We start from the raw sequence: 23,284 nt of genomic DNA, 5'->3' as shown, positions 1-23,284 counted from the left end.
GAAAGCGTTCTCCTCCTCCAGCCGCGCCACTTCACGTTTGAGCCGTGCATGTTCGGCCAACTCCAAGCGTTGTGCCTGATCGTCCTGGTCGTGCCGCCGCGCCTGGGCGCGCCAACTGTACAGCTGGGCAGGCTGCAACCCCAGATCACGAGCCACCGTGGTTACCCCTTCTGTGGCCGCTCGCAACAGTGCCTGCTGCCTGAACTCCAGGCTGAACTCCTGCCCCTTTCTGCCTGCCTTGCTCTTGGTCATCGTCCACCTCCTATTGCGATAGTTAATCGCTTATAGGGGTGTCCGTGAAACGGGGGCAAGATCAATGGGTGTGGCATTGATGCCCAGCTTGTTTCTGGAGGCGGCGCGACCTCATGGTGTGGTTTTCAAGGAGATCTACGGCGAAGGGGCCCCGATTGCCTATGAGTTGGCGATGGTATATCGGCCAGAAAGCACCCCGGACGGTTTCATAGCATCAATTCGCCAAGCTGCCAAAGACTGTCAGTACAGATTGGGGGACGTTTGAGGTTGAAATACAGATGGAACAGCATTCCCCTTTAGTCGTCCTTTGCGCTCATTGGACAAACAGTCCTCGCTGCCACCCAACCTCCCGCGATACCCCGCCGCCGAATACCGCAGCGGCGAACTGCTACCTCAGCCGCTGTTTGATCACCGGCTCCCACGGAACTAGGTTGAATCCTATGCCGTCGTCGAGCATGGCGTAACGCCCACTGGCGAGCATGAGGGAACGCCGGTAGATGCCGGCCCCGCGCTGCCCGTCGGTCACAAGGCGATGTACCAGGCCGGTTCCGGCGGCAATTTCCTTCGCGGCCTGCTCCAGAGTGCACTGCATTGCTTCAAGGTTTCTTGGCGCAACGCCCTGTGCGGCACCCGACGCATTGAAGGCAAAGACAGGAAAAGGGCCGGAAATATGGCTTGGCGAAAAGCCTGCCACCGCCTACTTCGCCGCGACTACGCGCGCCAGCTCCAGCACCTTGTTGGAGTAGCCCCACTCGTTGTCGTACCAAGCGACGAGCTTGACAAAGGTCTTGTCGAGCGCGATGCCGGCGTCGGCGTCGAAGATCGAGGTGCGGGCGTCGCCGCGGAAGTCGGTGGCGACCACCTTCTCCTCGGTGTAGCCGAGGATGCCCTTGAGCGCGCCTTCGGCCTGGGCCTTGAACTCGGCCTTGATTTCGTCGTAGCTGGCCTCCCGGACCAGTTCGGCGGTCAGGTCCACGACCGAGACGTCGGAGGTGGGCACGCGGAAGCTCATGCCGGTGAGCTTCTTGTTGAGTTCGGGGATCACCACGCCCACGGCCTTGGCCGCGCCGGTGCTCGACGGAATGATGTTCTCCAGGATGCCGCGGCCGCCGCGCCAGTCCTTGTTGCTCGGGCCGTCCACCGTCTTCTGCGTGGCGGTGGCCGCGTGCACCGTGGTCATCAGGCCGCGCTTGATGCCCCACTTGTCGTTGAGCACCTTGGCCAGCGGCGCGAGGCAGTTGGTGGTGCAGGAGGCGTTGGAGACGATCTCCTGGCCGGCGTAAGTCTTGTCGTTGACGCCGAAGACGAACATCGGCGTGTCGTCCTTGCTCGGCGCCGAGATCACGACCTTCTTCGCGCCGGCGGCCAGGTGCTTGCCGGCTGTGGCCTTGTCGAGGAACAGTCCGGTGGACTCGACCACGACTTCTGCGTCGACCTCGTTCCATTTCAGATTGGCCGGGTCGCGTTCCTGCGTCAGGCGGATCTTCTTGCCGTTGACGGTCAGGGTGTTGCCCTCGACCGAAACCTCGCCCTCGAAGCGGCCGTGCACGCTGTCGTGCTTGAGCAGGTAGGCCAGGTAGTCGGGCTCCAGCAGGTCGTTGATGCCGACGACCTCGATGTCCGGGAAGTTCTGGACGGCGGAACGCAGCACGTTGCGGCCGATGCGGCCAAAGCCGTTGATACCGATCTTGAGGGTCATGGTTGCTTGCTCCTGGATGGTTGGGAATCGGAAAACAGGATTACCGGCGCTTGCCGAGCACCTTGCGCACGGTGGCCGCGACATTCTCGGCGGTGAAGCCGAACAGCGGGAACAGCACGTTGGCCGGCGCCGACTCGCCGTAGCGGTCGATGCCGACGACGGCGGCGACGCCGTACTTCCACCAGCCGTCGGTCACGCCGGCTTCGACCGCGACGCGCGGGATGCCGTCGGGCAGCACGGCGCGCTTGTAGGCTTCGTCCTGGCGGTCGAACACGGTGGTGCTGGGCACCGAGACGACGCGCACGCCGATTCTGCGCTCGCGCGCCAGCAGTTCCTGCGCGGCCAGGGCCAGCTGCAGCTCGGAGCCGGTGGCGACGATCACCGCCTTGGCGCGGCCGCGCTGGCCGACCGACGACGGCTCGGCCACCACATAGGCGCCACGGCTGATGTCGCCCACGTCGTTCTTGCGCGCATAGGGCAGGTTCTGGCGCGACAGCAGCAGCGCCGACGGCCGGTCGCGGCTTTGCAGCGCGACGGCCCAGGCGACGGCCGTCTCGGCGGTATCGGCCGGGCGCCAGACGTCCAGGTTCGGGATCAGGCGCAGGCTCGCGGCATGCTCGACCGACTGGTGGGTCGGGCCGTCCTCGCCCAGGCCGATGGAGTCGTGGGTGAACACGTGGATCACGCGCTGCTTCATCAGCGCGGCCATGCGGATGGCGTTGCGGCTGTAGTCGCTGAACGTGAGGAAGGTACCGCCGTAGGGGATGAAGCCGCCGTGCAGCGCGATGCCGTTGAGGATCGCGGCCATGCCGAACTCGCGCACGCCGTAGTTAATGTGGCGGCCGTTGATGCGCGCGCCGCTCGCCGATTCGGTCTGCACCACATTGCCGGCCTCGTCGAAGCGCAGCGGGGGCGTGCTCTTGGTGTTGGTCAGGTTGGAAGCGGTCAGATCGGCGCTGCCGCCCAGCAGCTCGGGCAGGGCGGCGGTGAAGCCTTCGAGCGCGATCTGGCTGGCCTTTCGGCTGGCGACCGTCTCGGCCTTGGTGTGGGCCGCGACGACGATGTCGACCGCGGTCTGGGCGAAGTGCTTGGGCAGGTCGCCCTGGATGCGGCGGGTGAACTCGGCGGCCAGCGCGGGATGCGCGGCAGCGTAGGCGTCGAAGCGCTGCTGCCAGTCGGCCTCGGCGGCGCCGCCGCGGGCCCTGGCGTCCCAGGCTTCGTAGACTTCCCGGGGGATGCTGAACGGTGCGTGGGGCCAGCCCAGCGCGGTACGGGTCAGCGCGATCTCGTCGCCGCCCAGGGGCTCGCCGTGGGCCTTGGCGGTGTTGGCGCGGTTCGGCGAGCCGTGGCCGATGGCGGTCTTGGCGACGACCAGCGTGGGCTTGTCGACCGAGGTCTTGGCGCTCGCGATCGCGGCGGCCACCGCCTCGGCGTCGTGGCCGTCGACCGGGCCGACCACGTTCCAGCCGTAGGCGCGGAAGCGGGCCGCAGTGTCGTCGGGGAACCAGGGCGCGACCTGGCCGTCGATCGAGATGCCGTTGTCGTCGTAGATGGCGATGAGCTTGCCGAGCTTCCAGGCCGCCGCGAGCGAGGCGGCCTCGTGGCTGATGCCTTCCATGAGGCAGCCGTCGCCGAGGAACACGTAGGTGTGGTGGTCCACCACCGTGTGGCCTTCGCGGTTGAACTCGGCGGCCAGCAGCTTCTCGGCCAGCGCGAAGCCGACCGCGTTGGTCACGCCCTGGCCCAGCGGGCCGGTGGTCGTCTCGACGCCCGGGGTGTAGCCGACTTCAGGGTGGCCCGGCGTCTTGCTGTGCAGCTGGCGGAAGTTCTTCAGCTCCTCTAGGGCCAAGTCGTAGCCGGTCAGGTGCAGCAGCGCGTAGAGCAGCATGGAGCCGTGGCCGTTGGAGAGCACGAAGCGGTCGCGGTCGGGCCAGTGCGGGTTGGCCGGGTTGTGCTTGAGGTGCCGGTGCCAGAGCGCCACGCCGATGTCGGCCATGCCCATGGGCGCTCCGGGGTGGCCGGAGTTGGCCTGTTGGACTGCATCCATCGCCAGTGCGCGGATCGCGTTGGCCAGTTGACGGTGATCGGCTTGGGGGTCGGCCATGCGGCGGGCTCCGGGGTGTTCGGGTGGGATGGGAAAAGCCCGCCATTTTACCGGCGCGGCATACTGCGCCGCCAGGACACGCCCGCCCTGCATGCACGCCACCTCACCGCCGACCTGCATGACTGCCGCTGCGACCCGCGCTGGCTGACCGGTGCGCCCGCGCTGCTGGCCGCCTGCGAGGCCGAGGCCTGCGCGCCGGCCTGCAGCCGGTGGCCCGCTGGCCCACGCCTTCCCGACGGCGGCGCTGGAGGCGCTGTTCGACGCTGTGCAGGCCGGGCGCAACGCGCTGCGGCGCGGCAGCTTGGTCGCAACGTCCGGGAGTATGGGCTTGGAACGATTGGGTGTCGTGCGCCATGGGATGGTCCTGGCGGCAGTATGTGCGGCGCCCGTACGGCGGCGTGGGCGCCGGGCCGCGTCCTCGGATAATCGCGCCATGGTCCGCCTGCCCTCCCATTCCGCCCCGGCCAGTGCCCTGATCCTCGCCGCCGGCCGCGGCGCGCGCATGCGCCCGCTGACCGATTCCACCCCCAAGCCGCTGCTCGCCGTGCAGGGCCGCCCGCTCATGCAGTGGGCGATGGAGGCCCTGGCCGCTGGCGGCGCGGCGCACGTGGTCGTCAACACCGGCTGGCTCGGCCAGCAGATCCAGGACCGGTTCGGCGCGCGCGTGGGCCTGGACAACGGCCGGGTGCTGGCCGTGTCGTACTCGCGCGAGGAACTCGACTTCGGCTACGCGCTGGAGACCCAGGGCGGCATCGCGCGGGCGCTGCCGCTGCTGGAAGAAGTCTTCTGGGTCGCGTCCGGCGACGTGCTGGCGCCGGACTTCGCCTTCGACGAGGCCGTGCGCGAGCGCTTCGCCGCCAGCGGCGAGCTGGCCCACCTGTGGCTGGTGCCCAACCCGGACTTCCATCCCGACGGCGACTTCGCGTTCGACGCCGGCGGCCGCATCCACAACGCCGCCGACCCCGAGGTGCCGCGCTACACCTTCTCCAACCTCGCCCTCTTCCGGCGTGCATTCTTCGGCCCGCCGCTGTGCGACATCGCTTTCGGCAATCCGCAGGGCCTGGCGCGGCCGCTGGTGGCTCTGCTGCGCGCGGGCATCGATGCCGGCGTGGTCGGCGCCTCGCTCTACCAGGGCCGCTGGGCCAACGTCGGCACGCCTGCGCAGTTGGCCGTGCTCGACGCCGGCGCGCCTCTGCGCAGCGATCAGTAGGCTCGCACCATGCCCCGCGCCGGCGCCCGGACGCAGGCCGTGAGCCAGACCGCCCCGCCCACCAGCAGGGCCGCGCCGGCCGCATGTAGCGACCAGGCGAATACCTCCGCCCGGCCGTAGCCTGCGCGCAGCGAGACGCCCACCAGCGGCGGCCCCAGGATCTGGCCCAGCGCATACAAGGCCGTCATCAGTCCCATGATCGACGCGGCCCGGTGCGGCCAGCGCAGCCGGATCTCGCGGAAGGCGAACAGCGTCAGCGCGGTGAGCGGCGTACCCACCAGCACGCTGCACAGCACGAAGCCCGCCACGCTGGGCCACCACAGCCCCATCACCACACCGAGCGCCTGCGCGCCGTAGCAGGCCGCCAGCAGCAGGCGGTTGTCCCAGTGCTGCGGCAGCCGCGTCGCCAACAGGCAGCCCAGCGCCGCGCACAGGCCGAACAGCGGCCAGAACAGGTCCACCCAGCGCGAGCCCGGCAGCATCTCGCGCGCCAGCACCGGCAGGAAGGTGGCGATGATGATGTAGCCGAAACCCGCCAGGCCGTAGGCCAGCGCCAGCCAGGTCAGCGTCCGCTTCGACGGCGGCGCCGCGTCCGCGAAGGCCGGCTGCGCGGCGTGCGCCGGCGCCGCCGCGTGCATGATGCCGCCGCGCAGCCGGTCGCGGCGCCAGGCATGGCCGGCCCACAGCACGATGGCGCCGGAGAGTCCGCCCAGCAGCGTCCAGCCGGCCGCGGCGCCCCAGCCCAGCGCTGCGACGGTGCCGGCCGACAGGCCACCCAGGGCGATGCCCGTGCCCGAGCCGCAATACACGAACCCGGCCAGCGCCGGGTTGTGGTGCTGTGCCAGCCGGCGCATGCACCAGTTCGCCGTGAAGACGAAAGCCAGGGCGCTCGCCATGCCGGACAGGAACCGCAGCCACGGCCACCACCGGGGCAGCGGCAGCGCCATGCCCAGTGTCAGCGCCACGGTCGCCGCCAGCCCGATGGCGGCCAGCGCCGCGTCGGGGATTTCGGTGCCGGTCCGCCGCTCCCAGAGGCCGGGCAGGACCGAGCACAGCACGGCTCCGAGGAAATAGCCGAGGTAGTTGCTCTCGGCCAGCAGGCAGCTCTCGACCAGCGTGAGCAGGCCGTCGTTCAGCATCAACGGCAGCATCGGGGTGAAGGCAAAGCGGCCGATGCCCATGGCCGCCGCCACCGACAGGAGGCCCATCAGCGCAACGCGCGCCGCGTCCTTCGGCAACGCGGCGTCCATCGTCATGCGGCGGCGTCCCGCCGGCATGCATGCCGGCGCGGAGGGTGGGAAAGGGCGGAGGGGGCCATTGCGACGGCAAGGTGAACCGGCGAGGATAGCGTGACGGTTCGGACGAAAAATGTCGTCGCCGGCAACTATGTCTGCAAAACGTTGCGAAGCCGGGCCGTCCCACAGCGGGGTGCTCAGGCCGCGCGTGCGGGCCTGCGGCCGCAGAGTCCATCGCGCCGCCGACGCTCGCGGCGCCTGCGTTCGACGGCGCCGGCTCGTTCGTCCTGTGCGCAGCCGCCGGCCGGTGGACAATGGCTGCGTCCGCAGCTTCCGCGCCCGCCGCTCCATGACCGACACCGTCCACCGCGCCATCCACGCAGCCCGCCGCGCCCGCCTCGCCGCCCAGCTCGGCGCAGGCGGCATCGCCCTCGTCCCCACGGCGCCCGAGCGCAGCCGCAACCGCGACAGCGACTTCCCGTACCGGCACGACAGCTACTTCCACTACCTCACCGGCTTCACCGAACCCAATGCGTGGCTGGTGCTGGCCGGCGACGGCCGCAGCACGCTGTTCTGCCAGCCCAAGGACCTGGAGCGCGAGACCTGGGACGGCTACCGCCTGGGCCCCGCGGCCGCGCCCGAAGCGCTCGGCGTGGACGAGGCCTTCTCCACCGCCGAACTCGACCAGCGCCTGCCGCGCCTGCTGGAGGACCGCGAGGCCGTCTGGTATCCGTTCGCCACCCATGCCGCGCTGGAGACGAAGGTGGACGGCTGGCTCGGCAAGGTGCGCGCCCGCGTACGCGCCGGCGCCATCGCGCCCGGGCAGCAGCGCGACCTCTGCGGCCCGCTCGACGAGATGCGCCTCGTCAAGGACGCGCACGAACAGCAGCTGCTGCGCACTGCCGGCCGCATCAGCGCCCAGGCCCACGTGCGCGCCATGCAGACCAGCGCCCGGCTGCTGCGCGAAGGCGTGGACGCACGGGAATACCACCTCGAAGCCGAGCTGCTGCACGAATTCCGCCGCCACGGCGCGCAGTTTCCGGCCTATACCTCGATCGTCGCGGCCGGCGCGAATGCCTGCGTGCTGCACTACCGCGCCGACAACGCGCCACTGCGCGCCGGCGAGCTGGTGCTGATCGACGCCGGCGCCGAATACGACAGCTACGCCGGCGACATCACCCGCACCTTCCCGGCCGACGGCCGCTTCACCGGCCCGCAGCGCGCGCTCTACGACCTGGTGCTCGCCAGCCAGTATGCGGCGGTCGAGGCCACGCGGCCGGGCGCGCGCTTCAACGACCCGCACGACGCCACCGTCGCCGTGCTGGCCCAGGGCCTGCTCGACCTGGGCCTGCTCGACGCTGACAAGGCCGGCACCGCGCAGGACGTGATCGAGCAGCGCACCTATTTCCCGTTCTACATGCACCGCACCAGCCACTGGCTCGGCATGGACGTGCATGACGTCGGCAGCTATGTCGAGCCCGGCGAGGCGGACCGGTTCACCGAGCGGCGCGATCCGCTCTCGGGCGAAACCATCAAGAGCCGCCCCAGCCGCATCCTGCGTGCGGGCATGGTGCTGACCATCGAGCCCGGCCTCTATGTGCGCCCGGCCGAGAATGTGCCCGAGAAGTTCTGGAACATCGGCATCCGCATCGAGGACGACGCGCTCGTCACCGAGGACGGCAACGAGCTGCTGACGCGCGGCGTGCCGGTGGAGGCCGCGGAGATCGAGGCGCTGATGCGCGGTTAGGCGCAGCCGGGGCGCGCATGCGCCGCTGCGCGCGGAGCGCTACCTGCCCGCGCGGCCGAGCCAGGAGTGGAGGATTTCGAGGTGCGCCAGCTGTACCGAGAGCGCTGCCCGGGACGGCCCTCCGGGAAAGGCCAGGTTGGAAATCGCCGCCAGCCACCGTTTGGCCACGGCCGCAAGCAGCAGGCGCTCAGCCGGCAGGCCGGCGGCTTCCGAAATCCCCTGAACGGCAGCGGCCTTGGCATCGTCGGACAGATGGGAGCGGCAGAGTGCGGTGATGACCAGGATGGCGACGTCGAATTCCCGCGCGTCCCTGGCCAGGAACTCGAAATCGATGAATCCATACTGCCCGTCCGGCGCGACCAGGAGATTCGGATGGGACAGGTCGCCATGGATGACTTGCGTCTCCCAGCCGCCGATGTCGCGCAGCCTGTGCGCGATGAGTTCGCCGGTGCTGCGCAGAATGGGCTCCGGTCGACCGATCTCCAGGGCCGCATGGATCTGCGCCAGCGTGCTGCAGGGAATTCCCTCGCCTGCGAGATGTTCCAGCGCTGCATGCAGCCTGCCGACGGCCGCCGCTGCCTCTTGGTACGCCGTCCCGTCGTCGGCGTCCGGATGCACACCGCAGAGGCTTTCCTCCACGAACCAGCAGGTTCCGCCCGTGCACGCCAGCGAATCGCCGCGTGCGTTCGGGACGAGCCTCGGAACATGGACGCGGCTGTCTGCCCGAAGAAAGCCCATCGCCGCGATCTCGCGTTCGCATTGCCGGCGATCCTTGCGGCCTTTGAGCCAGCAGTTCCCGAACCTGCGGACGACGCCATTGGTCGAGAAGGTCGTCGGTGCGCCGGTTCCGCTCAGCCCCCAGAGGCTTGCGGCATGCCGGATCGCTGCGTCGGCGCCGGGCATGGCGGATTCGTTCACACCTTCTTCAGGCTGCCGCCGGCGCCACCGAGGCGCCCTGGATGTCATGCCGGCGCAGCGCCTCGGCCACGAAGCCGCTGGCTTTCTGCTCCTCCACGAAGGCGCGCAGGGCCTCGGCCGCGGCGGCGCCGCGCGACTTGGGCGTGCCCATCGCCTGCCGAATCACCATGAACCGCCCGGGCAGCAGCCGCAGGCCGGCATGGTCGGAGAGCGCGGATTCGAGCTGCTGCTTCACGCCCGCGGCCACGTCGAGCCTCTGGTCGAGGAAGGCCTGCACCACGGCCGGCGAACTGGGCGCGCGCACGATCTCCGCGGCCTTCAGCTCGCGTGTGAGGTGCAGGTCGTAGGCGCTGCCCTTGCCCACGGCCACGCGGTGGCCGGCGCGGTCCACCTCGTCGTTGGCCTGCAGCGGCGAATCCTGGCGCACCAGGTAGGCGCCCTCGATCAGCACATAGGCATCGGTGAACGCGATCTGCGCGCCGCGCACCGGGTCGATGGCGAAGAAGCCGATGTCGGCCTGCTCATTGGCCACCGCGTCGACCGACTTGCCGGCGGTGTCGAACACCACCAGTTCCAGCGGCACGCCGAGCCGCCCGGCGAAAGCCCGTGCGAGGTCGACGGACACGCCGGCCGCGCCATGGTCCGCATCGGCACGCGCGAGGACCGGGTTGCCGGTGTTGATGGAGGCGCGCAGCACCCCGGTCGGGGTGAAGGCCTGGACGATGGCGGCGGGCAAGGTCATGCGATGGGCTCCGGTGGCTGACAAAGATAACGATGTTCGCAGATCGTGCAGCGGGCCGCCCGGATCAGCCGCCGAGTACGGTCGCGGTCCATTGGGGCATGTCCGTTACCTGGGGCTGTGCCGACCCATTGCGGCAAACGGCAACCAGCCGGTGGGTGCCGGGCGTGATGTCGGCAGAGTCGTAGAGCAGGGCGATCGGTACTTGGCGCACGGCCTGCGCGAGCAGGGCCAGCGTGCGGGGATAGCGCGCAAGGATGCGCTCGTCGGGCACATGGTGGCCGCCTTCGTCCACGCGGCGGCGTACCCGTTCGAGCAGGCGTTGGGGATGGTCGAGCGCGACGACGATCAGCACGACCAGAAAGCCTGCCGCAAGCGCTTCGTCGATCAGTGCGAGCTTGGAGGGGTGCGAGAACACGGTCTCGCTGACGAAGGACTGCCCGGTCGCCAGCAGGGTCGAGCGGCGCGCATCGGCCCAGGTCCGGGCCGCTTCCGAGCGGTCCTGCGGATCGCCGATGTGCCGAAGGTGTGCCGCTTCGTGCAGGTTCGCGTTGACGAACTCGATCTCGGGCGAGATCGTACCGTTAGCAGCCAGCGCCCTGTAGAGCGTGCTCTTGCCGGCGCCGTTCGGTCCGGCCAGCAGGTAGAAGACAGGGCGGTCCGCGGAAGGCACGGAATGCAGGCGGCGGGGCGCGCCGGTGCGCTTGGTCAAGCGGGCGTCCGGGCCGCAGCGCGAAGGCGATTTTCGGCCACCACGTCGCGCACGCGTTGGGCCAGGCTGCCGTCAGCCTCCGCGGCGAGGAAGCGGCCGACCAGCGCATCGGCCTGCTGTTCGGGTGCGACGGGGGCCTTCGCAGCGGTTTCATAGGCCTCGATCGCCGCCCGCGCCTCCTGCACGCTCAGCCCGGTGCTTTCCACCACCTGGCCGAGCGTGGCCCAGTATTCGATCTGGCTGGCGACCGAGCGGCGCAGCGGCTGGGCCGATTGCCTGGCCCGCTCCACCAGGGCAGAGGGCAGCTTGACGGAGGCGAAGGCGGACGGTGCAGGCATGGCAAGACTCCTTTTGGCGCATTTTGCGCCATCTGGGTTCTGGGCCGCAAACTGTCGTGGCTTCGCCTCATCGGGCCCGCAGGAATTCGCCCACCTCCAGCAGCACCAGTTCGTTGTCGTCCGCCTGGTTCGGCTCGCGGCTGCTGGAGAACGGCAGGTTGTTGTCGTTGCCGACCACGATGTGGGTGGCGTCGACCACGTCCACGTTCTCGATGGTGAAGAAGGGAAACTTGAGCACGCCGTCGTTCAGCGGCTTGCGGGCCAGACGGTTCGGGTCCTGGATGGCGAGCAGGTCGATGTAGCCGATCTTGCGCAACTCGCCGCCGGCATTCGCATCGGTCAGCTCGCCCTTGTAGATGCGCTTGAACTTCGCGATATCGTGGAAGCAGTCGGCACGCTTGCCGCCTTCTGGGCAGGCCCGGTCGGCCGTGCCTTCGCCGTTGTCGCGCTCGATGATCAGCCCGGTGGTGTCGTCGATGAGGTTGAAGTCGCCGATCGCATGGTGGTTGGCCTCCAGCACGTACTTCCAGTGGCGGCCGGTCCACTGCCGGGCTTTCACGTCGAACTCCAGCACGCGCAGGTACTGCCGGCCACCCTCGACCGACTCGTAGGCCTTGGCCTCCTCGTTCCACAGCGGGCCTTCGAGCAGCGCGTAGAGCCGGCTGCCATCCTTGCTGGCGGCCATGCCCTCGAAGCCCTTGGAACGCTTGACCTGGAAGCCCGGCGCCTTGGCATCGGGCGCTCCCGCCGTGGTGACGGCCGGGTGGTCGGGCGAGCGCACCGGCTTGCCGTCCACGAGCGTGTCGAACACGGCGAGCACCTTGCCGTTCAGGTCGGCCTGGATCAGGAAGGGGCCGAATTCCTCCCCGATCCACAGCGACCCGCCGGCGAACTGGAAGCTCTCGGGGTCGAAGTCGCTGCCGCTCAGGTAGCGCTGCTTCGTGCCTTCCTGCACGATGCGAAACGGCACCTTCTTGTCGGGGTCGTGCAGGAAGACCGTCTTCAGGCGCTGGAACCGGCCGCTCTTGAAGTCCACCTTGTAGTGGTTCAGGTAGAGCATGAAGTCCGGCGAGTTGGCCTTGGCGCCGGCGCCGTTGTCGGTCAGGGTCCAGAAGCTGCCGTCCGGCATGCGCTTGATGCCCGAGTGGCCCTGCAGCGGCTGGCCCTTGAAGGGCAGCGACACGCCGGTCCTGCGGCCGTAGGAGTCGCCCTCGACGGTGCCGATGGCCTCCACGCGCCTGCCGGTGGTGAACTTGCCGCTGGCCTGCAGGTCGGCCGGTGCGTCCTTGGGCGCGGGGACGAAGCTCTACGCCGGCAGCAGCGCATGGCCGGCGAGCGTGGCGGGAAAGCTCGCGGGCGTCTGGGCGGCGGCGGCGCCGGCCAGCAGGGCGAGGGCGAAAGGCAGGAAGCGGGTTGTCGTCATGGCAGAGGCAACGAGGCGGTTGAAGACGCCGACGATGCCTGGGCTGGATGACAGCGCCGTGAATCGAAAGAGGCGGGGGTATGCGGTTGTAGCGCCCGGATCACGCCAGCTCTGGGACTGCTACCATGGGGGTATCCGTCAGCCGGCCGCCAGGGCGCCGATGCCGGCGAGCAGCGCCACCCCGGTCGCGCCGCCAAGCAGCCAGTTGGCGCGGCGCGGTGCATAGGTCAGCACCAGCACCAGCGCCAGCGCGCCGGCGGTCAGCACGCCGGCCCACAGCACCCAGCCGACCGACCAGCCCTGGCGCGCGACGCTGGCCGCCAGCGACAGCGCCACGCCGGCGGTGCCCAGCAGGCGCAGCGGGCCGCGCCAGCGGCCGGGCTCCTGGCCGCGGCCGGCCCAGTCCTCGTAGTGGCGGTCCATCGCCAGGCTCAGGGCGGCGAAGCCGCCGAGCGAGAAGCCGAGCGCGGCGAGGAAGAGCAGGCTGTTCCTGTCGATCATGGGGAAAAGAAGCGCGAAACGGTCGAAACGGGTCAGGACGTGCGTGCGGCAGCCGTGGCGGGCAGGACCGGTTCGGCGGCGGGCGCGGTGCGCGGCTTGCCGGCCGGCTTGCGGCCGAGCTTCCAGGCCGCATAGCCCAGCAGCGCGCCCAGCGCCAGCGCCACGAGGTCGAAGCCGGCGACCGGGCCCGGCCCGTGGACCAGCGTGACGCCCAGGTGCGCGCCGCCGGTCAGGCCGTTGAGCACCGGCAGCAGCGCGATCAGCACGGCCGCGGTCCAGAGCTGGCTGCGCCACATGGCGCGGTCGGGCCGCACCTGCGCGGCCAGCGCGGCGATGGCCCAGGCGGCGAAGAAGGTGTCGATCTCGGCCTGGGCCCGCTGCCCGATGCCCAGGGGCAGCAGCCGGTTGGCCCAGAAGTAGACGGCTACGGCGATCGGCAGGCCGGCGATGGCGCCGATGTTGAGCCCGTCGACCAGCCGCAGGCCGAAGCCCGCGCGGCCGCCCCTGGCCAGCACCCTGGCATGCTTCTGCCGCTCCTTGACGGCCCACAGCAGCGCGCCGGTGGCCACCATCGCGCAGCCCGCCAGGCCCGAGAGGAAGAACAGCGCGCGCAGCAGCGGATGGGCGAAGCGCGCCTCGTGCAGGCCGACCATCACGCCCTGCGTCGCGGCCGCGCCGCCGGCGTTGTCGCCGTTGACCGCCAGCAGCCTGCCGGTGGCGCCGTCGAACACCATCGACGGGTTCCGCGAGGTCATCGCGTCGCCGGAGCCGCGGGTGATGGTCACCCGGGCCCCGGCGTCGCCCGGGTTCGCCACGGTGACGCTGCCGGCCTGCGCGCCGTTCCAGCGCTCCGACAGCTGGGCCAGCATCGGTGCGATCGGCGCCAGCGGCGCGGCCGTGCCCGAGGGCCTGGCGTTGCGGTCCTCGCGGCCGAAGATCTCGTTGAAGAAGGCGGCGCTGCCGTTCTGCTCCTTGTACTGCGCCTGGATGCCCCAGGGCATGACCATGAACATCAGCGTGACCAGGCCGGTGTAGGTGATCATCAGGTGGTAGGGCAGGGCCAGCACTGCGGTGGCGTTGTGCGCGTCGAGCCAGCTGCGCTGGCCCTTCTTCGGACGGAAGGTGAAGAAGTCCGCGAAGATGCGCTTGTGCGTGATCACGCCGCTGACGATGGCCACGAGCATGAACATGGCGCAGAAGCAGACGATCCAGCGCGCCCAGAGGACCGGCATGTAGTGCAGGTCGAAGTGCAGGCGGTAGAAGAAGTCGCCGCCGCGCGTGGCGCGCGCCGCGGGCAGCGGCTCGCCGGTGGCCGGGTCGAGGTCGGCGCTCTCGAAGCGGCGGCGGCCGCCGCGCTGCGGCGCCTCGCCCTCGCGCACCGGCGGGTTCCAGAAGATGCGCACCGTCGGCTCGCGGCCGTCGGGCAGGCCGATGATCCAGCGGTTGGAGCCGGCGGCCTTCTTCTCCAGCGTGGCCAGGGCGCGCGCGGCCAGGTCGGCCTGCGCGGGCAGGCCCAGCGTGGCGACGTGGCTCTCGGGCTTCATCCACAGCGTGATCTCGGCGCGGTAGTAGGCCAGCGTTCCGGCCAGGAACACCATGAACAGCACCCAGCCGACCAGCAGGCCCGACCAGGTGTGCAGCCAGGCCATGGACTGGCGCCATCCTTCCTTCATCGCATCACCCTCCGATCCAGGCCGCCAGGCCGAGCACCGCCGACGCGGCCAGCAGCCCGCCCCAGGCGCGCCAGGCCGAGCGCGCGGCGAACACCCAGACCACCGCGCAGGCATAGACGGCGAAGGACAGCAGCGTGGCCGCCACCACCGCCTCGGCGCGCGCCAGCGGCAGCCACAGCGCCAGCGCCGCCGTCGCCAGCGCCGCGATCGCATAGCCGCCCGCGATGGCCGCGAGCGCGCGCGAGGCCACGGCCAGGCGATAGCGGGCGTCCTCGCCCAGGCGGGTCCAGAGGGACCAGAAGGCGGGCGGCGTGGCGGTGCCGGAAGGGGGCGCGGCGCTCATCGCTGCGCACGCGCCCGCGAGGGCGTGACGGAAGGGGTCGACATGGCGGAATCCAACGGAGGGAACATGCGGCGTGGCGGCCGGCAGGCCGGCCAGCGGGGCCCGGCCACCTTTAACTGATAACCGTTCGTATTATGTGCGGAAGGCGGTGCTTTCGGCCAGCCGCTGCCGCAGCAAAGTTCCATGTGGGGGGTATGGGTTGATTGCGCTTGTACCAAGCGCACCAGGGACGGGTTGGGCGGGGAGTATGGGAAGGTCCTGCGCGGGCGCCGGCTGTGCGGGCGGCGCACATGTCCGGCGCGGCGCAGGGTTACGCCCCATGGCGCTGCGACCCCCACGCATACAATGCCGGGTTCCCTCGCCGGGCCCTCGTCGCAGCCCGCGTGCCGCCTGGCGGCCCGGCGTCCGAAGCCCCTCGCGTGGAGTCCCCGTGTCCCTCATTTCATCCGCCTTCGCCCAGACCGCCCCCGCAGCCACTGCAGGCGGCGGCATCTTCGCCTCCCTCACCAGCATGCTGCCGCTGGTGCTGATGTTCGTGGTGCTGTACTTCATCATGATCCGTCCGCAGATGAAGCGACAGAAGGAGCACCGCGCGATGATCGACGCGCTGGCCAAGGGCGACGAAGTCGCCACCACCGGCGGCCTGATCGGCCGCGTGACCCGCGTCGCCGACACCACCATCGGCCTGGAGATCGCCAACGGCGTGGAAGTGTCCCTGAGCCGCAGCGCCGTCACGCAGGTCCTGCCCAAAGGCAGCCTGAAGTCATAACGACCCTCGCACCGTTCCCCGGCGCCTGCGGGCCGGGGCCGTGGGGGCATCCGCCCCGTCTGATCTGTTAGCGCGGTTGGCATCAACATGAACCGATACCCGGTCTGGAAGTACGCGATCATCGTCATCGCGCTGCTCGTGGGCACGCTCTACACGCTGCCCAATTTCTTCGGCGAGGCGCCTGCGGTGCAGGTCTCGGCCGCCAAGTCGTCGGTCAAGATCGACGCGGCGGTGCAGCAGCGGGTGGAAGAGGCCCTGAAGGCCGCCAGCATCACGCCCGACGCGATCGGCGCCGACAGCACCTCGGTGCGCGCGCGCTTCGACACGCCCGACACCCAGATCCGCGCCAAGGACGCCATCGAGCGCGCCCTGGTGCCCGACGCGGCCAAGCCGCAGTACATCATCGCGCTCAACCTGCTGCCGCGCTCGCCGCAGTGGCTGACCGCGCTGCATGCGCAACCCATGTACCTGGGCCTGGACCTGCGCGGCGGCGTGCACTTCATGCTGCAGGTCGACATGAAGGCCGCGCTCGACAAGCGCGCCGAATCGCTCGCCGGGGACATCCGCACCACGCTGCGCGACAAGAACATCCGCCACGGCGGCGTCAGCCGCAACGGCCAGACGGTCGAGGTGCGGGTGCGCGACGCGGCCACGGCCACCGCCGCGCGCAACGCGATCGCCGACGCGTTCGCCGACCTGGCCCTCACCGACCGCCAGGAAGCACCAGGCGCCGCAGGCGGCGCGGGCGAAGGCACGGTGCTGGTCGGCGCGATCAAGCCCGAGGCGGTGCGCCGCATCCAGGACCAGGCGCTCAAGCAGAACATCGTCACGCTGCACAACCGGATCAACGAACTGGGCGTGGCCGAGCCGGTGATCCAGCAGCAGGGCGCCGACCGCATCGTCGTGCAGCTGCCCGGCGTGCAGGACACGGCCAAGGCCAAGGACATCCTGGGCCGCACCGCCACGCTCGAAGTGCGCATGGTCGACGAGAGCACCGAGGCCCGCGCGGCCGAGCGCGGTTCGGGCGCCGTGCCCTTCGGCGCCGAGCGCTACCCGGACCGCAACGGCCAGACCGTCATCGTCAAGAAGCAGGTCGTGCTGACCGGCGAGAACCTGACCGATGCCCAGCCCGGCTTCGACGGCCAGAACCACGAGCCCACCGTCAACCTCACGCTCGACGCCAAGGGCTCGCGCATCTTCCGCGACGTTACGCGCGAGAACGTGGGCAAGCGCATGGCCATCATCCTGTTCGAGAAAGGCCAGGGCGAGGTCGTGACCGCGCCGGTGATCCGCTCCGAGATCGGCGGCGGGCGCGTGCAGATCTCCGGGCGCATGACGACCGTCGAGGCCAACGACACCGCGCTGCTGCTGCGCGCGGGCTCGCTCGCGGCGCCGATGGAGATCATCGAGGAGCGCACCATCGGCCCGAGCCTGGGCGCCGACAACATCTCGCGCGGCATCCACAGCGTGGTCTGGGGCTGCGTCGCCATCGCGGTCTTCATGTGCATCTACTACGCGGTGTTCGGCCTCATCTCGGCCGTGGCGCTCGCGGTGAACATCCTGCTGCTGCTGGCCGTCCTGTCGATGCTGCAGGCCACGCTCACGCTGCCCGGCATCGCCGCCATGGCGCTGGCGCTCGGCGTGGCGATCGACTCCAACGTGCTGATCAACGAGCGCATCCGCGAGGAGCTGCGCGCCGGCGTCGCCCCGCAGAAGGCGATCGACGAAGGCTACCGCCACGCCTGGGCCACCATCCTCGACTCCAACGTCACCACGCTGATCGCCGGCGTGGCGCTGCTCACCTTCGGCTCCGGCCCGGTGCGCGGCTTCGCCATCGTGCACTGCATCGGCATCGTCACCAGCATGTTCTCGGCCGTGTTCTTCTCGCGCGGTCTGGTCAACCTGGTCTACGGCCGCCGCAGGAAGTTGAAGAGCGTGTCCATCGGCCAGGTCTGGAGGCCCGGGGGCGATGCCGCCGCCGCGGTGGCCGGCAAGACCCCGGCCCAGCCCTAAGAAGAGGAGCAGCGCTCATGGAATTCTTGGTTCCGGCATCACATGCGCGTTGCGCATATGAGCCTCCTCTGAAAACTCCGAACAAGGAATAAATATCGTGGAGTTTTTCCGCATCAAGAGGGACATCCCCTTCATGAAGCACGCGTTGGTCTTCAACGCGATCTCCTTCATCACCTTCGCGCTCGCGGTGTTCTTCCTGTTCACCCGCGGGCTGCATCTGTCGGTGGAGTTCACCGGCGGCACGGTCATGGAAGTGGCCTACAGCCAGCCGGCCGACCTCGCCAGGGTGCGCAGCACCGTCTCGTCGCTCGGCTATGCTGACGTGCAGGTGCAGAACTTCGGCACCGCGCGCGACGTGATGATCCGCCTGCCGGTGCAAAAGGGCGTCACCTCGGCCCAGCAGAGCGAGCGCGTGATCGGCGCGCTCAAGGCGGCCGACAGCACGGCCGAACTGCGCCGCGTCGAGTTCGTCGGCCCGCAGGTCGGCGACGAGCTGGTGCACGGCGGGCTGCTCGCGCTCGGCATGGTGGTGCTGGGCATCGTGGTCTACCTGGCGCTGCGCTTCGAATGGAAGTTCGGCGTGGCCGCGGTGATCGCCAACCTGCACGACGTGGTCATCATCCTGGGCTTCTTCGCGTTCTTCCAGTGGGAGTTCTCGCTGTCGGTGCTGGCCGCCGTGCTCGCGGTGCTGGGCTACTCGGTCAACGAGTCGGTCGTGATCTTCGACCGCATCCGCGAGGCCTTCCGCAAGTTCCGCAGGATGAATACCCACGAGGTGATCGACCACGCCATCACCAGCACGATGAGCCGCACGATCATCACCCACGCCTCGACCGAGGCGATGGTGCTGTCGATGTTCTTCTTCGGCGGCCCGAGCCTGCACTACTTCGCGCTGGCGCTGACCATCGGCATCCTGTTCGGCATCTACTCGTCGGTGTTCGTGGCCGCGGCCATCGCCATGTGGCTGGGCGTCAAGCGCGAGGACCTGGTCAAGGCGCCGGCCAGGAAGGAAGGCGACCCGAACGACCCGAACGACGGGGCCGTCGTCTAGGGGCCAGGCACGCGCAGACGCGCAGCGGCAGGCAACCCAACCGGGCTAATATTTCCGCTGTGCCGCCGCTTCCTCCTCCTTCTGCTCCCGCTTGCGCGTCGCCCCTGGGCCGCCAGGTGCGCGAGCGCTTCGCCACCGCCGCACGCCGGGGCCTCGCGACCATGGGCGCCGGGGTGCAGGAATTCCTCACCGGCCTGCTCGATGCGCCGGCCACGCAGCGCGACCTGCAGGACCGCCGCGACGCCTGGACGCTCTACCAGCAGCACCACCAGGACTGGATCGACCACACGGCCGCCGCCTGGCGCCGCGCCGGCACGCAGGCACCCGCTGCCGCCGCGGCGCCGGCCGCGCCGGTTCCGGGCGACCGCTTCGGCTTCTCGCTGGTCGAGGACGACGTGGTCGAGAACCGCATCGCCGCCTCGCGCATCGCCCAGGGCGTGGCCGAGAAGCTCGATGGCAGCTTCGACGAACTGCGGCTGCGCATGCGCCGGATCGAGGGCGCCGACCTGCCTGCCGACGACCTGCTGCGCGTGGAGCCGCTGGTGCAGCTGCTGGTGGAGTCCTGGGTCGCAGTGGGCCTGCCGCGCACCGCGCTGGCCCTGGTGGCCGGCGGCCTGCAGCGCGACCTGGCCAGTCTGCTGGGCGATGCCTACCGCGTCGCCAACGGCTTCCTGGCCGATGCCGGCGTCGAGGCCCGGCACGACCTGCGCGCCAGCGTGCGCCGCTCCGGCCCGTCGACCGCCGTCGGCGCGCTGGCGTCCGGCGGCGCGGCCGGGCTGCCGGCGGCACCGGCACCGCTGCCGGCGCGCACCACGACCACCTCCGGCGGCCTCGCGGCCGCGCCGGGGCGCACCATGCCGGCACCGCTGGCGCGCGCGCGCCAGCGGGCCCAGGGCGTCATCGGCCAGCTGCGGCGCCTGCTGGACCAGGCCGGCGGCGCGGCGGCGGCCGGCACCTCGGTCGATCCGACCCGGGCCCAGCCGCTGGCGCCGGCCTCGGCCGCGCTGGCCCAGGCCCTGGCGCCGCGGCGCGAGCGGCAGGGCGACCTGCCGAGCGGCGGCGGCACGCTGATCGAGGACTGGAGCCCGCAGGGCATCGCGCGCGCGGCCACCGCGGTGCGGGCGACCTCGGCCGAGCTCAAGCAGAAGACCGGCAACGCCAGCGAGAAGGCGATCATCGAGGTCGTCGCGCTGATGTTCCAGAGCATCCTGACCGAGAAGCGCATCCCGCCGAACGTGCGGGTCTGGTTCTCGCGGCTGCAGTTGCCGGTGCTGCGCGTGGCGTTGGCCGAGCCGGAGGACTTCTTCTCCACGCTCGACCACCCGGCGCGCCAGCTGATCGACCGCATGGGCTCCTGCGTGCTGGGCTTCGACAGCCACGCCATCAGCGGCAGCGCGCTGGAGACCGAGATCCGCCGCGTGGTGCAGGTGATCGAGCAGTACCCCGAGACCGGCCGCCGGGTGTTCCAGCTGGTGCACGACGAGTTCCAGAAATTCCTCGCCCGCTTCCTCACCGAGAAGCAGTCCACCCGGCGCCTGGTCGGTGTGGCCCAGCAGGTCGAGCAGAAGGAGACGCTGGCGGTGCAGTACACGATCGAGCTGCGCCGCATGCTCGAGGACATGTCGGTGCGCGACGACGTGCGCGACTTCCTGTTCAAGGTCTGGGCCGAGGTGCTGGCCCTGTCGGCCGTGCGGCTGGGCCCGCGGCACGAGGACACGCTGGCGCTGCGCCAGGCCGCGGCCGACCTGGTCTGGGCCGCCGGCGCCAAGCCCAGCCGCGCCGACCGCGCCCGCGTGATCGCCGACCTGCCGGGCCTGCTGCAGCGCCTGCGCCGCGGCCTGGGGCTGCTGGGCGTGAGCGAGGCCGCGCAGGAGGTGCAGATCAAGCGCCTGAGCGAGACGCTGGCCGATGCCTTCATGTCGCGCACCGAGGCGATCCCGCAGGCGCGCATCGATGCCATGGCACGCCGGCTCGCGCACCTGGAGGACTTCATCGACGACGCCGCGACCGGCGAGCTGCCGCTGGACGCGGCGAGCCTGGAGCTGCTGCTGGGCGACGATGCCGAGAACCTGCGGATCATCGCCGAGGACGGCGCCCCCGTGGACGGCGAACTCGTCGCCTGGGCGCTCGACCTGGTGCCCGGCACCTGGTTCACGCTGCGCCAGCGCGGCGCGGCGCGGCCGTGCCGGTGCAGTACGCCTGGCGCAGCGAGCGAGCCCAGCTCTACCTGTTCGCTGCCGCCGACGGCCGCAGCTACCTGGTGCAGGTCAAGCGCCTGGGCGCGCTGCTGGGCGCCGGGCAGCTGGTGCCGCAGGAGGAGGAAGGCCTCACCGTGCGCGCCACGCGCGAGGCCGTCGCGACGATCAACGCGAATCCGGAGTTGCTGTTCTCCTGAGGAGTATGCTCTGCTGGTCGGCGGGAAAAGCGCGCCAGCGACATGTAGGGAGGGGAGTATCTAGGCTTGACCGACCCGCTGAAACAGGCCGCCCGGCAGCCGCGCCACCTCTCCGGACAGTTCCAGCTCCAGCAGCCGCACCTGCAGCGCCGCCGCGTCGATGCCGGTGCGCGCGACCAGCGCATCCAGCCCGGCCGGATCGAAGCCCAGCGCCTGGAGCACCGCGTCGTCGCTGCCGTCCTGCGCGGTGGCGGGCGGCGGCGGTGCCGCGGCGGTGGCGGGCGCGGGCAGGTGCAGTTCTTCCAGCACGTCCTGCGCCGACTCGACCAGCTTGGCGCCCTGGCGGATCAGCGCGTGGCAGCCGCGCGACTGCGGCGCATGGATCGAGCCGGGGATCGCGAACACCTCGCGCCCCTGCTCGGCCGCCAGCCGCGCGGTGATCAGCGAGCCCGAGGCCAGCGCCGCCTCCACCACCAGCGTGCCCTGCGACAGGCCCGCGATGATGCGGTTGCGCTTCGGGAAGTTGGGTGCCAGCGGCGGCGTGCCCAGCGGGTACTCGCTCACGACCAGCCCGTGCTGCGCGATGCGGCGGGCCAGCGCCAGGTGGCGACGCGGGTAGACGCGGTCGAGCCCGGTGCCGACGACGGCGATGGTGGCCGGCTGGCCGTCGTCGACCGCCGCGTCGAGCGCGCCCTCGTGCGCCGCGCCGTCCACGCCGAGCGCCAGGCCCGAGACGATGGTGAGCCCGGCCGACCGCAATGCCTGGGCGAAGGCCCGTGCGTTGGCCGCGCCCTGGGCCGTCGGGTTGCGGCTGCCGACCACCGCGAGGCAGCGGCCGGGCGGCGCGAAGCTGGCGGACCGTTCCAGGAAGGCCGGTGCGCCGAGCAGGTAGAGCAGCACCGGCGGGTCGTCGGCGGCCAGCAGCGCGCCGGGGTAGCGCGCATCGCCGAGCGTGACCACGGCGCGCGCGGCGCCGCGCTCGTCGGCGCCCCGCAGCCAGTCCCAGGTGGCGTCGAGCCGGGCCGCCAGCCTGTCGGACGGCACGGCGTGCAGCGCCCGCGCCTGCGCCGGGCTCACGACCTGCGCCAGGGCGTCGAGGGATTGCGCGAACACCTGCGCCGGCAGCCCGAAGGCCGCGAGCAGCCGGCGCGCCGCCTCGCTGCCCACGCCCTCGGCCAAGCCGAGGCGCAGCCAGCCGGCCAGTTCGTCGCGCTCCATCAGCCGGCGGCCCGCAGAGCCAGTACGGCGTCGGCGAACGCTTGCGGCCGCTCCTGCGGGAGGTTGTGGCCGGCGCCCGGCACGACGCGGTGTTCGTGTGCGCCGGTGAAGTGGTGCGCATGCGCGGCCGTGCCGCCGACGGCCATGACGCCGTCGGCGGCGCCGTCGAGCGTGATCGCCGCCACGCCGATCGGCGGCTGCTGCGCGAGCCGGGCCTCGATGCCGGCCAGCCGCGGGTCGCCCGCCGCGAGGCCGAAGCGGTGGCGGTAGGAGTGGATGACGACGTCCACGAAGTCCGGGTTGTCGAACGCGCGCGCGGTGCGGGCGAACGTGGCGTCGTCGAACGCCCAGGTCGGCGACCAGAGCTTCCAGAGCAGCCGGCACAACGCCGCGCGGTCCTGCGCCAGCCCGGCGCGGCCGCGCTCGCTGTGGAAGTAGTACTGGTACCACAGGCGCCATTCGTTCTCGGGCGCGGCCGGGCGCTGCGCCGAGGCGATGTGCTGGAAGTTGTAGCCGTTGACCGAGACCAGGCCCGCGCAGCGCTCGGGCCAGAGCGCCGCGACGATGCAGCAGGCGCGCCCGCCCCAGTCGTAGCCGGCCAGCAGCGCGCGCGGCAGCGCCAGCGCGTCGAGCAGGGCGCGCAGGTCGTCGCCGAGCGCTGCTTGCTCGCCCGAACGCGGCGCGGCCGCGTCGGCGAAGCGCGTGGGGCCGTAGCCGCGCAGGTAGGGCACGACCACGCGGCAGCCCTGCGCGGCCAGCCGCGGCGCCACCTCGGCATAGGCATGCACGTCGTACGGAAAACCGTGCAGCAGCAGCACCGGCGTGCCGTCGGCCGGGCCGCTTTCGTGGAAGGCCACGTCGAGCACGCCGGCGCGCACGCGCCGCAGGCTGCCGAGCGCCGCCTCGGTGGCCGGGTCGATGGCGAAGGGCGACGGCATGGCGGG

The 23,284-nt window shown here is 70.9% G+C and carries 19 protein-coding genes and 2 pseudogenes; 6 read left to right on the top strand and 15 right to left on the bottom strand.

What is annotated here, in order from left to right; genetic code table 11:
- From GAK38_RS07600 to tkt, 4 genes and pseudogenes are all read right to left on the bottom strand, one after another.
- Positions 1-252: transposase (locus GAK38_RS07600; protein ID WP_291781585.1), on the bottom strand; the 252-nt coding region annotated here is incomplete at its 3' end.
- Positions 253-565: 313 nt separating this feature from the next.
- Positions 566-832 (bottom strand): annotated as a pseudogene (locus tag GAK38_RS07595) (DUF3363 domain-containing protein); the annotation flags it as partial.
- Between the two features lie 117 nt (positions 833-949).
- Complete coding sequence (gap, locus tag GAK38_RS07590; protein ID WP_325342880.1) at positions 950-1,951, bottom strand: type I glyceraldehyde-3-phosphate dehydrogenase; 1,002 nt, start codon at positions 1,949-1,951, stop codon at positions 950-952.
- Positions 1,952-1,991: 40 nt separating this feature from the next.
- On the bottom strand, positions 1,992-4,055 hold the full coding sequence (tkt, locus tag GAK38_RS07585) for a transketolase (RefSeq protein WP_325342878.1): 2,064 nt from the start codon (positions 4,053-4,055) through the stop codon (positions 1,992-1,994).
- A gap of 433 nt (positions 4,056-4,488) precedes the next feature.
- On the opposite strand from tkt, the gene GAK38_RS07580 reads away from it, so the two are divergent.
- Positions 4,489-5,265: a nucleotidyltransferase family protein gene (locus GAK38_RS07580; protein WP_325342877.1), complete on the top strand. Its 777-nt coding sequence runs from the start codon at positions 4,489-4,491 to the stop codon at positions 5,263-5,265.
- Here GAK38_RS07580 and GAK38_RS07575 read toward each other — a convergent pair.
- A complete protein-coding gene (locus tag GAK38_RS07575) occupies positions 5,259-6,521 on the bottom strand; it encodes a YbfB/YjiJ family MFS transporter (protein ID WP_325342876.1) in 1,263 nt (420 codons plus the stop codon). The genes GAK38_RS07580 and GAK38_RS07575 overlap by 7 nt on opposite strands.
- Before the next feature lie 328 nt (positions 6,522-6,849).
- Between GAK38_RS07575 and GAK38_RS07570 the strand changes: the two genes are divergently transcribed.
- The gene (locus tag GAK38_RS07570; RefSeq protein ID WP_325342874.1) at positions 6,850-8,247 is read left to right on the top strand and encodes an aminopeptidase P N-terminal domain-containing protein; all 1,398 of its coding nucleotides are present in this window, start codon (positions 6,850-6,852) and stop codon (positions 8,245-8,247) included.
- 39 nt (positions 8,248-8,286) lie between these two features.
- Here GAK38_RS07570 and GAK38_RS07565 read toward each other — a convergent pair whose 3' ends face one another.
- The 8 genes and pseudogenes from GAK38_RS07565 to GAK38_RS07530 form a co-directional block, all read right to left on the bottom strand.
- A complete protein-coding gene (locus GAK38_RS07565) occupies positions 8,287-9,165 on the bottom strand; it encodes a phosphotransferase enzyme family protein (protein WP_325342872.1) in 879 nt (292 codons plus the stop codon).
- A 7-nt stretch (positions 9,166-9,172) separates the two neighbouring features.
- Positions 9,173-9,907, bottom strand: a complete 735-nt coding sequence (locus GAK38_RS07560) for an ABC transporter substrate-binding protein (protein ID WP_325342870.1) — start codon at positions 9,905-9,907, stop codon at positions 9,173-9,175.
- Between the two features lie 64 nt (positions 9,908-9,971).
- The gene (locus GAK38_RS07555) at positions 9,972-10,616 is read right to left on the bottom strand and encodes a zeta toxin family protein (protein ID WP_325342868.1); all 645 of its coding nucleotides are present in this window, start codon (positions 10,614-10,616) and stop codon (positions 9,972-9,974) included.
- On the bottom strand, positions 10,613-10,954 hold the full coding sequence (locus tag GAK38_RS07550) for a TA system antitoxin ParD family protein (RefSeq protein ID WP_325342866.1): 342 nt from the start codon (positions 10,952-10,954) through the stop codon (positions 10,613-10,615). Before GAK38_RS07550 ends, GAK38_RS07555 begins: the two co-directional genes overlap by 4 nt.
- A gap of 67 nt (positions 10,955-11,021) precedes the next feature.
- Positions 11,022-12,377 (bottom strand): annotated as a pseudogene (locus tag GAK38_RS07545) (esterase-like activity of phytase family protein).
- Positions 12,378-12,515: 138 nt separating this feature from the next.
- On the bottom strand, positions 12,516-12,878 hold the full coding sequence (locus GAK38_RS07540) for a DUF3325 domain-containing protein (protein WP_325342864.1): 363 nt from the start codon (positions 12,876-12,878) through the stop codon (positions 12,516-12,518).
- Positions 12,879-12,910: 32 nt separating this feature from the next.
- On the bottom strand, positions 12,911-14,551 hold the full coding sequence (locus tag GAK38_RS07535) for a PepSY-associated TM helix domain-containing protein (protein ID WP_325342862.1): 1,641 nt from the start codon (positions 14,549-14,551) through the stop codon (positions 12,911-12,913).
- A 4-nt stretch (positions 14,552-14,555) separates the two neighbouring features.
- On the bottom strand, positions 14,556-14,894 hold the full coding sequence (locus tag GAK38_RS07530; protein ID WP_325342860.1) for a DUF3649 domain-containing protein: 339 nt from the start codon (positions 14,892-14,894) through the stop codon (positions 14,556-14,558).
- A 430-nt stretch (positions 14,895-15,324) separates the two neighbouring features.
- Here GAK38_RS07530 and yajC point away from each other — a divergent pair, with 430 nt between their 5' ends.
- The 4 genes from yajC to GAK38_RS07510 all read left to right on the top strand — a co-directional run bounded on the left by yajC (position 15,325) and on the right by GAK38_RS07510 (position 21,186).
- Positions 15,325-15,663, top strand: coding sequence for a preprotein translocase subunit YajC (gene yajC / locus GAK38_RS07525; RefSeq protein WP_325342858.1), 339 nt, complete (start codon positions 15,325-15,327; stop codon positions 15,661-15,663).
- A gap of 87 nt (positions 15,664-15,750) precedes the next feature.
- A complete protein-coding gene (gene secD / locus GAK38_RS07520) occupies positions 15,751-17,676 on the top strand; it encodes a protein translocase subunit SecD (protein WP_325342856.1) in 1,926 nt (641 codons plus the stop codon).
- A gap of 97 nt (positions 17,677-17,773) precedes the next feature.
- Positions 17,774-18,727 (top strand): protein translocase subunit SecF, encoded by a 954-nt coding sequence (gene secF, locus GAK38_RS07515; RefSeq protein WP_325342854.1) that lies wholly within the window; start codon positions 17,774-17,776, stop codon positions 18,725-18,727.
- 116 nt (positions 18,728-18,843) lie between these two features.
- Positions 18,844-21,186, top strand: a complete 2,343-nt coding sequence (locus GAK38_RS07510) for a DUF1631 family protein (protein WP_325342852.1) — start codon at positions 18,844-18,846, stop codon at positions 21,184-21,186.
- Here GAK38_RS07510 and dprA read toward each other — a convergent pair.
- Together dprA and GAK38_RS07500 are read right to left on the bottom strand one after the other, a co-directional pair.
- Positions 21,183-22,340, bottom strand: coding sequence for a DNA-processing protein DprA (gene dprA / locus GAK38_RS07505; protein WP_325342850.1), 1,158 nt, complete (start codon positions 22,338-22,340; stop codon positions 21,183-21,185). The genes GAK38_RS07510 and dprA overlap by 4 nt on opposite strands.
- Complete coding sequence (locus tag GAK38_RS07500; protein WP_325342848.1) at positions 22,340-23,278, bottom strand: alpha/beta fold hydrolase; 939 nt, start codon at positions 23,276-23,278, stop codon at positions 22,340-22,342. Before GAK38_RS07500 ends, dprA begins: the two co-directional genes overlap by 1 nt.
- Positions 23,279-23,284 lie beyond the last annotated feature (6 nt).

The sequence above is a fragment of the Xylophilus sp. genome (assembly GCA_009914555.1).
Classification (GTDB): Bacteria; Pseudomonadota; Gammaproteobacteria; order Burkholderiales; family Burkholderiaceae_C; genus WNDY01.
This window is presented reverse-complemented; position numbering and strand designations above follow the sequence as displayed.

Coding starts and splice junctions, on each gene's coding strand:
- gap (WP_325342880.1), bottom strand. CDS start 1,951: ATGACCCTCAAGATCGGTATCAACGGCTTTGGCCGCATCGGCCGCAAC.
- tkt (WP_325342878.1), bottom strand. CDS start 4,055: ATGGCCGACCCCCAAGCCGATCACCGTCAACTGGCCAACGCGATCCGC.
- GAK38_RS07580 (WP_325342877.1), top strand. CDS start 4,489: ATGGTCCGCCTGCCCTCCCATTCCGCCCCGGCCAGTGCCCTGATCCTC.
- GAK38_RS07575 (WP_325342876.1), bottom strand. CDS start 6,521: ATGACGATGGACGCCGCGTTGCCGAAGGACGCGGCGCGCGTTGCGCTG.
- GAK38_RS07570 (WP_325342874.1), top strand. CDS start 6,850: ATGACCGACACCGTCCACCGCGCCATCCACGCAGCCCGCCGCGCCCGC.
- GAK38_RS07560 (WP_325342870.1), bottom strand. CDS start 9,907: ATGACCTTGCCCGCCGCCATCGTCCAGGCCTTCACCCCGACCGGGGTG.
- GAK38_RS07550 (WP_325342866.1), bottom strand. CDS start 10,954: ATGCCTGCACCGTCCGCCTTCGCCTCCGTCAAGCTGCCCTCTGCCCTG.
- GAK38_RS07540 (WP_325342864.1), bottom strand. CDS start 12,878: ATGATCGACAGGAACAGCCTGCTCTTCCTCGCCGCGCTCGGCTTCTCG.
- GAK38_RS07535 (WP_325342862.1), bottom strand. CDS start 14,551: ATGAAGGAAGGATGGCGCCAGTCCATGGCCTGGCTGCACACCTGGTCG.
- GAK38_RS07530 (WP_325342860.1), bottom strand. CDS start 14,894: ATGAGCGCCGCGCCCCCTTCCGGCACCGCCACGCCGCCCGCCTTCTGG.
- secD (WP_325342856.1), top strand. CDS start 15,751: ATGAACCGATACCCGGTCTGGAAGTACGCGATCATCGTCATCGCGCTG.
- dprA (WP_325342850.1), bottom strand. CDS start 22,340: ATGGAGCGCGACGAACTGGCCGGCTGGCTGCGCCTCGGCTTGGCCGAG.
- GAK38_RS07500 (WP_325342848.1), bottom strand. CDS start 23,278: ATGCCGTCGCCCTTCGCCATCGACCCGGCCACCGAGGCGGCGCTCGGC.